We start from the raw sequence: 11,885 nt of genomic DNA on the forward strand, positions 1-11,885 counted from the left end.
TTTATTTTAAATCAAAGGCTTGCGCTGCGCCCGGCAATGCAGCTGGTACAGGTTTGTGGTACAGATTGTCGGCTCAAGTCTGCGCCTCCTACGGCTATGCTGCCAGAATGACTCAACTAACAACGCTGTTCGTGCAGCAGTTGGATTGCTTGAGCTTGCATCGAAGCTATCCTACGATCGAGAAAAAACATTGAATCTCTTTCGTTTGAACGGTGTCGAGCATGTCGCAATCACAACTTTCGTCGCTCATCTGGTCTGTCGCTGACCTCCTGCGCGGAGACTACCGGCAGTCCGAGTACGGACGCGTCATCCTACCTTTCACGGTCCTGCGTCGTCTCGATTGCGTACTGGAGCCGACCAAGGAAGCGGTGCTGCGCGAGAAGGATGAGAAGACGAAGGCGGGTCTGAATGCCGATCCATTCATGCGTCGTGCCTCTGGATCTGCATTCTACAACGCCTCGCCGCTCGACATGCGCCGCCTTATTGGCGACCAGGACAACATCGGGCCGAACCTGCTTTCCTATGTCGAAAGCTTCTCGCCTGAGGTGCGTGACATCTTCGATCGCTTCGCCTTCGCTGAGCAGATCGACCGGCTCACCAAGAACAAGCTCCTCTACCTTGTCACTGAAAAGTTCGCGGGTTTCGACTTGCATCCGGGCCGCGTGACCAACATGCAGATGGGTCTCGTCTTTGAGGAGTTGATCCGGAAGTTCGCAGAAGCCTCGAATGACACCGCAGGGGAACACTTCACGCCCCGCGAGGTCATCCGCCTGATGGTCAATCTCCTGTTTGTCGAGGACGACGAAGTCCTGGCCAAACCCGGTGTTGTTCGCACGATCTACGACCCCACGGCAGGGACCGGCGGAATGCTGTCGGTTGCCGATGAGTACCTCTCGGAACACAACCCCGATGCCCGCCTCACCATGTACGGGCAGGAGTTGAACGACCTCTCCTACGCGATCTGCAAGGCCGACATGCTGATCAAAGGACAGGATGTCCGGAACATCGTGGCGGGAAACACGCTGTCCGAGGACGGCCATCCGGACACCAAATTCGACTACATGCTCTCGAACCCCCCTTTCGGCGTCGAGTGGAAGAAGGTGCAGAAGGACGTAAAGCGGGAGCATGAGGTCGAGGGCTTCAATGGTCGCTTTGGCCCCGGTCTCCCGAGAGTCTCGGACGGCTCTCTACTGTTCCTGATGCACCTCATATCGAAGATGCGTCCTGCAAAGGATGGCGGTTCGCGCTTCGGGATCGTCTTGAACGGCTCTCCCCTCTTCACCGGTGGAGCGGGATCAGGCGAGAGCGAGATCCGCCGCTATGTGCTGGAGAACGACCTGGTCGAGGCGATCGTCGGCTTGCCGACCGATCTCTTCTACAACACTGGGATCGCGACCTACGTCTGGGTCCTGTCGAACCGGAAGCCAGATCACCGCAAGGGTCTGGTCCAGTTGATCGACGGCAGCTCACTCTGGCAGAAGATGCGCCCATCTCTCGGGTCCAAGCGCCGTGAGATCAGCGACGAGGGCATCGCGCAGATTACCAAGGTCTTCGGCGACTGCATCGAAGCCGAGTTCCATACGCATACCGAGGCACGTGGAACGCCAGACGACGCGCAGGAACGGGCTGACAGAAGCTGGACGGAGATCGTGGAGGGGCGCAACGGCCACCCTGGCATGATGGATGTCACAACGAAGGTGCGGCCCTTCTCGTTGCTACTGCCCAACAAGGCCTTCGGATACCGCCAGATCACCGTGGAACGCCCACAACGCGACGAGGACGGCGAGATCGTCGTGGGGACGCGCGGGGCGCAGAAGGGCAAGCCGCAGCCCGACACATCGCTTCGGGATACCGAGGTCGTGCCTCTGACCGAGGATGTGGAGGCCTATTTCCAGCGTGAGGTACTACCCCACGCCCCTGATGCCTGGATCGATCACGACAAGACGAAGATCGGCTACGAGATCACGTTCAACCGGAACTTCTACGTCTTCGAACCACCGCGTGATCTGGAGGAGATTGATGCGGAGCTGGAGGCGGTCACGCGGAACATCCAGCGGATGCTCGCGGAGTTGGCGGCATGAGCCAAGCTTACTCGCGATACGTGGACACCGACAGTCCCGGGATAGGGTTAATCCCTGATCATTGGTCATTGTGTCCCTTGAAGACCGTGACGAGCTGCAACGATGAGGTCCTTTCGGAATCATCTGACCCCGAAGCCGCGTTCGACTACGTCGAGATCTCTGGTGTCGAGTTCGGCAAGGGCATCGTCGAGACAACACGCGTGATGTTCGCTGACGCCCCTTCAAGAGCGAGACGCGTTGTCCGGGAAGGCGACGTGCTTGTATCTACCGTTCGGACATACCTTCGGGCGATTGCTCAGGTAGTCGAACCATCCGAAGGCCTTATTGCCTAGACCGGCTTCGCCGTACTTCGACCGCGTGGCATCGAGAGTGGCTTTCTCGGCTACTTGGCCGTCGCAGACTTTCTCGTGGGCGAGGTCATCAGCCGCTCGGTGGGCGTCAGCTACCCCGCCATCAATGCAAGCGAGCTGGTGCGGTTGAAAATCCCTCTCCCTCCGCTGCCCGAACAACGCGCCATTGCGGAGTTCCTCGACCGGGAGACGGGGAAGATCGATGCGCTGGTGGAGGAGCAGCGGCGGCTGATCGCGCTCCTGAAGGAGAAGCGTCAGGGCGTCATCTGCCACGCCGTCACCAAGGGTCTCGACCCGGATGTCTCTACGAAGGACTCGGGGGTAGAGTGGCTGGGACTTGTCCCAGATCACTGGCAGGTATCGTCGATCAAATGGCTCTCACCGGTGCTGCGCGGCGCATCACCCCGGCCCATACAAGATCCGAAGTACTTCGACGACGATGGCGAGTATGCTTGGGTTAGGATTGCTGATGTCAGCGCGTCGAACGGGTTTCTGGCGGAAACGCCCCAAAGACTGTCTGAACTGGGCAGCTCATTAAGTGTAAAACTGGAACCGGGAGCGCTGTTTGTCAGCATCGCAGGGTCCGTCGGCAAGCCATGCATCACTAGCATCCGCGCCTGTATTCACGATGGATTTGTATATTTCCCAAGACTTCAGATTCCGGAAATGTGGCTGTTCAGGGTATTTGAGGCGGGTATTTGCTATGGTGGGCTGGGGAAGTTTGGAACGCAACTCAACCTGAATACGGAAACGATTGGAGCAATCAAGGTGGGCATGCCACCTTCGAACGAACTCCGAGAGATCCTCGACTTCCTTGAAACGGCACTTCTCAGTGTGGATGCGCTGATCTCTGAAGCCGAAAAGGCCATCGCTCTCCTCCAGGAGCGCCGCAGCGCCCTGATCTCCGCCGCCGTCACCGGCAAGATCGACGTGCGCGGCGAGGTCCCTGAAACGACTGAGGCCGCGTACCTATGAATGACACATCCGACTCGACACGTCTCTGGCTGGTCCGTCTCGGCAAGAACGGGGAGTACGAAGCGGCAGCTCAGGACCGCAATGAGCTGACGCTCGGTTTTGGGATCAAGGAAGACATCTCACACCTCACGGATCGCGAGATGCTGATCGAGAAGATGGCGGAGGTCTTTCCAGACAGGAAGCCCAACACCCATCGCAACTTCGCCGCCCAGGTGAACCAGTTCGTGAACATGGCGCAAGTCGGTGACCTGGTCGTGACGCCGTTCAAAACCACCAGCACCATCTCGATCGGTAGGTTCAGCGGCCCATACAAGCAAGGGCCAGACGGCAACCCCGTGCGCCCTGTCGAGTGGCTGAAGACAGATCTGCCCCGTGACACGTTTCGGCAGGACCTCCTCTACAGCTTCGGGGCCTTCATGACGGTCTGCGAGATCAGCCGGAACAACGCGCTGGAGCGTGTGAAGACCGTCCTCGCCACGGGTGCCGACCCCGGTGACGTTTCTGCTCCGAAGGTCACCGGGAAACAGAATGGCGGCGTCTCACAAGACACCGAAGAGGCCAGCGATCAGCCGATCGACCTGACGCAGATCGCGCGAGATCAGATCGAGAAGCGGATCGCGTCTTCCTTCGCGGGCCATGACTTCACCACTCTTGTCGCGGCAATCCTCCGCGCTCAAGGCTACCAGACGCGCGTGTCCCCACCCGGCGCGGACAACGGGGTAGACATCGTGGCCGGAAGTGGACCGCTGGGCCTAGAAAGTCCTCGTGTTGTGGTCCAGGTGAAGTCCGGGTCTCAAACTGTCGATCAGCCGACACTGCAAGGTCTGATCGGAAGCACCCAAGACACTCAGGCCGATCATGGTCTGATTGTGAGTTGGGGCGGCTATACAAGTGCCGTTCGTCGGAGGGTGAACGAACTCTACTTCCGGGTCCGGTTGTGGGGCCGGGATGAACTCGTAGACAACCTACTCGCCAACTACGAAAGGCTGCCCGAAGACATCCGCGCTGAGCTGCCCTTGAAGAGGACATGGACCCTCGTCCTGGAGGAAAGCGAGGACCTGTCGTGAACATCCACAAGGAGATCAGCTTCGAGGACGAAATCTGTGACTACCTGGAGTCGCAAGGCTGGTTGCACGATAGCGGCGATGCGCAGCTGTTCGACCGAGCAAGGGCGCTCTACGCATCCGACCTTGTGGAGTGGCTGAGGACTTCTCAACCGAAGGCTTGGGAGGCCGTCAGCAAGTCTGGAGAAGCGGCTCTCCTAGACCGGGTCCGCAAGCAGATTGACACTCGCGGGACGCTTGACGTGCTGCGCCACGGCATCGACATGATCGGGGTTCGCGGCACCTTGAAGCTCGCTGAGTTCAAGCCAGCCCTAAAAGACAACCCCGAGATCGTCGCTCGCTACCAAGCGAACCGGCTACGCGTTATCCGGCAGGTCAAGTACTCAACCACAAACGAAAACTCGATCGATCTTGTACTATTTCTGAATGGCATTCCCGTCGCAACTGCAGAACTGAAGACGGACTTCACGCAGAGTGTGGACGACGCGATTGACCAGTACCGGTATGATCGACCCCCGAGGGCCGCAGGTAGAACGGAACCACTCCTGAGCTTCCCCAGTGGCGCATTGGTCCACTTCGCGGTCAGCAATGCTCAAGTATTCATGACGACGAAGCTGGCGGGGAAGGCGACCCGCTTTCTCCCGTTCAACAAGGGGGATGACGGCGGCGCAGGGAACCCTCTCAATCCCAACGGGCATCGTACAGCCTATCTCTGGGAAGAGGTCTGGGAGCGTGAGAGCTGGCTTGAGCTGATCGGTCGCTACATCATTGCCGAGAAGGACAAGAAGGGGAACCTCACGACTCTGATTTTCCCCCGTTACCACCAGCTTGACGCAACTCGGAAGCTTGTGCGAACCGTTCTCGAAGAAGGCCCCGGAAAGAAGTACCTGATCCAGCATTCGGCGGGATCGGGCAAGACAAACTCTATCGCCTGGTCAGCTCACTTCCTCGCCGATCTCCACGATGCGAACAGGAGCAAGATGTTCGACACGGTCATCGTGGTGTCCGATCGGCGCGTGATCGATGGCCAGCTACAAGACGCGATCTTCAGTTTCGAGCGTACGCTAGGGGTCGTCGAGACGATCAAGGGCGACGGCGGGAGCAAAAGCGGCCAGCTCGCTCAGGTGACGTGCAACGGCTGCTGCTATGGACGAACTGATGACCAACAACTTGCAATGTGCAGCAATAACTCAGTGCTGTTTCTCACATGTCAGGAACAAGGTGTCCGGTCTTGGTCAACATTCTCTTTCTTTTTCATAGAGCGATAGGCATGAAGAAGCGGTTCCGTGTATCCCGATGGCTGTTTGCGCCCCAGGAAAATCAGGTCATACGCGGCCTGATAAGCAAGTGAGGCCTCGTTTCCGGCCATGCGTTCGTAGTGCAGGTCGTCGGCATTTTGCTCATCCACGACCAGTGCCATTTTTCGCAGTGCGGTCTCGACCTGCTCTTTGGTGACAACGCCGTGATGCAGCCAGTTGGCAATGTGCTGCGCGCTGATCCGGCAGGTGGCGCGATCTTCCATCAGGCCGACATTATTGATGTCCGGCACCGTGGAGCAGCCAATGCCCTGATCCACCCAGCGCACGACATAGCCAAGAATGCCTTGGGCGTTATTCTCGACCTCGCGGATGATGTCCTCATCCGACCAGGCCCGGTACGTCGCCAGCGGAATATCGAGGATGCTCTCGACAAAGGCGCGCTTGCCGCCTGCGCGAATGGCGTTCTGACGGGCAAAGACATCCACCTGGTGATAATGCAACGCATGCAGTGTGGCCGCTGTCGGGCTCGGCACCCAGGCGCAATTGGCGCCGGCCATGGGATGCGCGATCTTTTCCTTCAGCATCGCGGCCATTTCATCCGGCACGGCCCACATGCCCTTGCCGATCTGCGCCCGCCCCTGCAAACCGCATTCCAGCCCGACATCGACATTCTGGTTCTCATAGGCCGTGATCCAGCTTTTGCGTTTGATGAAATCCTTGCGGGAAAACGGCCCTGCCTCCATCGAGGTGTGAATCTCATCGCCTGTGCGATCCAGAAAACCGGTATTGATAAAGGCGACCCGGTGCCGGGCGGCGCGGATACATTCCTTGAGGTTGACGCTGGTGCGGCGTTCCTCGTCCATGATGCCCAGCTTCACGGTATAGCGCGGCAGACCAAGCGTTTCCTCGACATGATCGAAAATCTCATTGGCAAAGGCCACCTCGTCGGGGCCGTGCATCTTGGGTTTAACCACGTATATGGACCCATGTACCGAGTTGCCGCTCTCGCGCTTGAGGTCGTGCATCGCGATTGTCGTTGTGCACATCGCATCAAGAAGACCCTCGAAAACCTCGTTCCCGTCGCGGTCCAGAATGGCAGGATTGGTCATCAGATGGCCCACATTGCGCACCCACATCAGCGCCCGGCCCTTGACCTTGAAGGCGGATCCGTCAACGCGCTTGTAGCTGCGGTCCGGCAGCAGGCGACGGGTGATCGTCTTGCCGCCCTTTTCAAACGTCGTCTGCAACGTGCCTTTCATCAGCCCCAGCCAGTTGGAATAGGCAAGTACCTTGTCCTCGGCATCAACGGCTGCCACGCTGTCTTCGCAATCCATGATCGCGGTCACGGCGCTTTCCAGGATGACATCCGCCATGCCCGCCTGATCATGCCGCCCGATGGGATGATCGCGGTTGAAATACAGCTCGACATGCAGGCCATTATTGGTCAGCAGAATGCCTTCCGGCGCGGCAGGATCGCCACGATACCCCAGAAACTTGCCGGGATCTTCCAGCCGCTTGCCATCGACCGACAACCCGTCTTCATCAACCGAATAGTGTTTCGCGTCGCCGTGGCTGGCACCGTCCAGCGGAAAGAAATCGTCCAGGATCACACGCACCCGTGTGACCACCCGCGCACCCCGGCCCAGGTCGTAACCGCCGGGCTTCGGACGGCTGCCGATTGCGTCGGTGCCATAGAGCACATCGTAAAGCGAGCCGAACCGCGCATTGGCGGCGTTGATCGCATAGCGCGCGTTCATCACCGGCACAACAAGCTGCGGCCCTGGCACGGTCGCAATCTCGGGATCGACATTGGCGGTGTCTATCTCGAACGCTCGTCCTTCGGGAAGAAGATAGCCGATTTCTTCCAGGAAGGATTTATAGGCCTTGGGATCATGCGCCTGGCCGCGCCTTGCGATATGCCACTCGTCGATCTGTGCTTGAAGTGCCTCCCTGTGCGCCAGAAGTTCGCGGTTACGGGGTCCTTTTTCATGCACCAGCCGCGACAGGCCTTGCCAAAACTGGTCCGGCGTCACCGCGAGTCCGGGCAGCACATCCTCGTCAATGAATGCAGCGAGTTTGCGGTCAACCTGTAGCCCGTGTTTTTCCAGTCTGTTCATTTTCGTTCCATCATATTGATCGGCGTATTTCGAGGCAAAGAGCGCACCGCCCGCCCTCACAACTCCAGAGGCATGTGGCGGTTCACATCCTTGTAGAGCAGATAGCGGAAAGGCCCCGGTCCGCCAGCATAACAGGCTTGCGGACAAAAGGCCCGCAGCCACATGTAATCGCCCGCCTCGACCTCAACCCAATCCTGATTGAGCCGGTAGACGGCTTTGCCTTCCAAAACATAAAGACCATGCTCCATTACATGGGTTTCAGCAAAGGGGATGACACCGCCGGGCTGGAAGGTGACGATATTGACATGCATGTCGTGGCGCAGGTCTTCGGGGTCGACAAATCGCGTTGTCGCCCAGACGCCATTCGTGTCCGGCATCGAAATCGGCGTCAGGTCGTTTTCGTTGATCACGAAAGCGTCCGGCGCATCCAGGCCTTCAACCGGCTGAAACCGTTTGCGGATCCAGTGAAAGCGCGCGGCGGCACCCGTATCGTTGCGCAGCGACCATTCGGCACCTGCCGGGATGTAGGCATACCCGCCAGTCTCCAGCCTGTGTTCGGTACCATTGATGGTGAGCGCCACCTCACCGTCCACGACGAAAACCACCGATTGCACACCGCTGGCCGTGTCCGGCCGGGTGCTGCCGCCACCAGGGGCGACCTCGCCAATATAATGCGAGAACGTCTCGGAAAACCCCGTCATCGGCCGCGCCAGCACCCAGAAGCGCGCCTTGTCCCAGAACGGCAGCGCGCTGGTTACGATATCGCTGAACGTGCCTTTCGGAATGACCGCATAGGCCTCGGTAAACACCGCCCGGTCAGTAAGCAGCTGCGTCTGAGGGGGCAGGCCGCCCTGCGGCACATAATATTGGCGTTTCGTCATCTTGCACTCCGAAGAAGGGGCGTCTCTGTTTGTAGGCCGGTCAAACCGTTACAAGCACAGGCGTTTCAAACCAGTGTTCTTCCAGGTTGTCACCCGCGCCGATACGATCAACAACCACATATTTTCCAGGTGTATCAATCGGCGTCAGCACCCCGTGCCAGGTATTGCGGTGAATATTCACGCTTTGACCGGGGCCTGCCACAAATGCCTGAAAGCCAGTTGGGACCCCATTGTCATCGTCGGCCACCAGAACCAGATACGCCACACCGTCGACAGGGATGAAGGCCTGGCTGCCCAAAGGGTGCCTCTCGACCAGTTCGAACAGGAAGGGCGCTGATTTCGCCTGCGACGCGAACAGGCTTATTCCGGCCCGGCCATCTGCAAAATCCAGTCGTGCAAGGTCGTGAAACCGGGCGCAAAGTCCCTGATTGATCATCTTGTCAGGCGCAAGACCGGCCCCGTCGATCACATCTCCGAAGGGTTTGAACCTGTCCGCCGACAGCACCCGGGCCACCAGCTTATGCATCGGTTGCAAACTCCTGTTTTACCCGATCGAGCAGCACATCTTCGAGGCTCTGCCGTGTTGTTCCGGGCAAATCGGCCAGGTGCGGCAGCGCCTCCGCCTCTGACATTTGGCGCAAGGCCCGGCACAAGAGGCTGTGCACGCCGATCACACAATCATGCGCGGGGCCGCGTTCCAGACCGGCAGCGCGCTCGACAAGACCGGGGATGTCGGTGAAGAGCGCCCCGAACCGAGAAACGAACGCCTCGTCGGACATCTTTGACACGCCGACCGTTTGCCGGTTGGGGTGGGTTTTGCGCCAATGCTCGGCAATATCGATCCGGCGCGGGCACCAGACATCTTCAAAGCCCTGGATATACTCGATGAACCGTTTCAACCCGGCGAGTTTGCCCGGGCGGCCGATCAGGCGGCAATGCAGGCCGATGCTCAGCATCTTGGCCATGCCTTCCTGGCCTTCGGCATAGAGCATATCAAACGAATCCTTCAGGTACTGAAAGAACTGTTCGCCGGTGATATAGCCCGGTGCCGTGGCGAACCGCATGTCGTTTGCCTCCAGCGTGTACGGAATGATCAGCTGTTCGCGATCCCCGAATTCCACCCAATGCGGCAGGTCGTCGTCATAGGTATCGCTGATGTAGTCGAACCCGCCTTCTTCGGCTGCCAGACGCACGGTGTTGAGGCTGCACCGGCCCGTGTACCAGCCGCGCGGGCGTTCTCCAACGACTTCAATGTGCAGGCGCACCGCCTCGGCAATCGCGGCGCGTTCTTCGGCCTCGGGCATGTCCTTGTGTTCGACCCATTTCAGCCCGTGACTGGCAATCTCCCAGCCTGCGCGCTTCATCGCATCCACCTGCTCCGGGCTGCGCGCAAGCGCCGTGGCGACACCATATATGGTCAGTGGGATGCCCGCCCCCGTGAACAGCCGGTGAAGACGCCAGAACCCGGCGCGGGCGCCGTATTCATAGATGCTTTCCATGTTCCAATGGCGTTGACCGGGCCATTGCGCCGCACCCGGAATATCGGACAGAAACGCCTCAGAGGCGGCATCGCCGTGCAGGATGCAGTTCTCGCCACCTTCCTCATAATTCAACACGAACTGAACCGCGATCTTCGCGCCACCTGGCCATTTGGCATCCGGGGCGTGCTGCCCGTAACCGCGCATGTTCCGCTCGTAGATCATCGGTAAGGGGCGCTCCTTGCAGTTGGGTCAGGTGTCTTTCGCATCATAGGGCGCATAAGCCCCGATCTTGGATGTCTTCAGCCCTGCGGCAACCAGCGCTTCGGCCATGCACACTGCCGAGGCGACGCCGTCGATCACCGGCACGCCAAACTCGTCCGAAAGGCTCTGCATCAGGTCCGCCATTCCGGCACACCCCAGAACAATCGCCTCGGCCTTGTCCTGCGTTATGGCCTCTTCGATCTCGGCGCGGATCTTGGCCAAGGTGGCCGGGTCGCCCTCTTCCAGTTTCAGAACCGGAATATCAGTCGCCCGGACTTTAGCGCATTTCTGCGCAAGACCATAACGCATGAGGTTATTTTCCAAACCCGGAACCGAGCGGGACAACGTGGTGATTACGCTGAACTTGGTCGCAAGCATACTGGCGGCGTGATAGGCGGCCTCGCCAATCCCCAGAACGGGGACATCGGCCACACAGCGCACCGCATCCACGCCTGTGTCGTCGAAACAGGCCACGACAATGGCATCGACATCGTTGTGCTGCTTTACCTCGTCCAGCAGGCCGGGAATGCAGGTTGCCACGTCCAGAAAGCCCTGGATACTGGCCGGTCCGTTTTGCGAATTGCTTGCCACGATCTGCGTATCGGGCCGGGCGACATCCCGCGCGGCCTTCGCGATCTTGTTGGTCATCGACGTGGTGGTGTTGGGATTGACGACGAGGAGTTTCATGACCGCTTACACCTCCCCGCCGAGATAGGCCGCCTTGATCCGGTCGTCATGCAGCAACTCCTTGGAATTGCCTTCGATCATGACATTGCCGGTGGCCATGGCATAGGCCCGGTTCGAGATCGAAAGCGCCATGCGGGAGTTCTGTTCGACCAGCAAGACCGATACGCCTTCGTCGCGGTTGATGGCCACGATCGACCGCGCGATGTCCTGCACCAGTTTTGGCGCGATCCCGAGGCTGGGCTCATCCAGCAAGAGCAGCTTTGGCTTGGCCATGAGCGCACGGCCGATCACCATCATCTGCTGTTCGCCGCCCGAAAGCGTGCCGGCGGCCTGACTGTAGCGTTCTTTCAGGCGGGGGAAACGTGTCAGGATACTGTCCAGCGTGCTCTGGATGTCCGCCTTGTCCGAACGGGTGAAGGCCCCCATCATCAGGTTGTCCTTGACCGACATGTAGGGAAACACCCTCCGCCCTTCGGGCACCATGGCGATGCCGCGCTTGACGATGGCGGACGGATCCGTGCCATCCACGCGCTCACCTTCGAACGTGACCGAGCCGGAAAGCGGTTTTGCCAGCCCGGTAATCGCGCGCAGGATCGACGACTTGCCTGCACCGTTGGCCCCGATCAGCGCAACGGTTTCGCCCTGATTGACATGAAGCGACACGCCTTTGAGCGCATAGACATGATCGTAGTAGAGTTCGACATCCTTGAAATCCAGCATGGTTGTCAT

Annotated in this window: 10 protein-coding genes; 4 read left to right on the forward strand and 6 right to left on the reverse strand. The window is 59.3% G+C overall.

Annotated elements, in window-relative coordinates; genetic code table 11:
- The first annotated feature begins 221 nt into the window (after positions 1-221).
- The 4 genes from EI983_RS16330 to EI983_RS16345 all read left to right on the forward strand — a co-directional run bounded on the left by EI983_RS16330 (position 222) and on the right by EI983_RS16345 (position 5,738).
- Positions 222-2,081, forward strand: a complete 1,860-nt coding sequence (locus EI983_RS16330) for a type I restriction-modification system subunit M (protein WP_157708414.1) — start codon at positions 222-224, stop codon at positions 2,079-2,081.
- Positions 2,082-2,488: 407 nt separating this feature from the next.
- On the forward strand, positions 2,489-3,406 hold the full coding sequence (locus tag EI983_RS19270; protein ID WP_198389323.1) for a restriction endonuclease subunit S: 918 nt from the start codon (positions 2,489-2,491) through the stop codon (positions 3,404-3,406).
- Positions 3,403-4,473 carry a restriction endonuclease gene (locus EI983_RS16340; RefSeq protein WP_157708415.1) on the forward strand — a complete coding sequence of 357 codons (1,071 nt, stop codon included), beginning with the start codon at positions 3,403-3,405 and terminating at the stop codon, positions 4,471-4,473. Before EI983_RS19270 ends, EI983_RS16340 begins: the two co-directional genes overlap by 4 nt.
- Positions 4,470-5,738 (forward strand): type I restriction endonuclease, encoded by a 1,269-nt coding sequence (locus tag EI983_RS16345; RefSeq protein WP_157708416.1) that lies wholly within the window; start codon positions 4,470-4,472, stop codon positions 5,736-5,738. Before EI983_RS16340 ends, EI983_RS16345 begins: the two co-directional genes overlap by 4 nt.
- On the opposite strand, the gene EI983_RS16350 is transcribed toward EI983_RS16345, so the two are convergent.
- The 6 genes from EI983_RS16350 to EI983_RS16375 are packed head-to-tail and all read right to left on the reverse strand — an operon-like array spanning position 5,681 to position 11,885.
- Positions 5,681-7,846 carry a malate synthase G gene (locus tag EI983_RS16350; protein ID WP_157708417.1) on the reverse strand — a complete coding sequence of 722 codons (2,166 nt, stop codon included), beginning with the start codon at positions 7,844-7,846 and terminating at the stop codon, positions 5,681-5,683. The genes EI983_RS16345 and EI983_RS16350 overlap by 58 nt on opposite strands.
- 56 nt (positions 7,847-7,902) lie before the next feature.
- Entirely contained in the window at positions 7,903-8,727 is an 825-nt protein-coding gene (locus tag EI983_RS16355; RefSeq protein WP_157708418.1) for a bifunctional allantoicase/(S)-ureidoglycine aminohydrolase, read from the reverse strand.
- 40 nt (positions 8,728-8,767) lie between these two features.
- Positions 8,768-9,253 (reverse strand): ureidoglycolate lyase, encoded by a 486-nt coding sequence (locus EI983_RS16360; protein ID WP_157708419.1) that lies wholly within the window; start codon positions 9,251-9,253, stop codon positions 8,768-8,770.
- Positions 9,246-10,430 carry an allantoinase PuuE gene (gene puuE, locus EI983_RS16365; RefSeq protein ID WP_157708420.1) on the reverse strand — a complete coding sequence of 395 codons (1,185 nt, stop codon included), beginning with the start codon at positions 10,428-10,430 and terminating at the stop codon, positions 9,246-9,248. The genes EI983_RS16360 and puuE overlap by 8 nt, the downstream gene beginning before the upstream one ends.
- Positions 10,431-10,457: 27 nt before the next feature.
- Complete coding sequence (locus EI983_RS16370) at positions 10,458-11,156, reverse strand: aspartate/glutamate racemase family protein (RefSeq protein ID WP_157708421.1); 699 nt, start codon at positions 11,154-11,156, stop codon at positions 10,458-10,460.
- 6 nt (positions 11,157-11,162) lie between these two features.
- Complete coding sequence (locus EI983_RS16375; protein WP_157708422.1) at positions 11,163-11,885, reverse strand: ABC transporter ATP-binding protein; 723 nt, start codon at positions 11,883-11,885, stop codon at positions 11,163-11,165.

It is taken from the genome of Roseovarius faecimaris (assembly GCF_009762325.1).
Taxonomy (GTDB): Bacteria; Pseudomonadota; Alphaproteobacteria; order Rhodobacterales; family Rhodobacteraceae; genus Roseovarius; species Roseovarius faecimaris.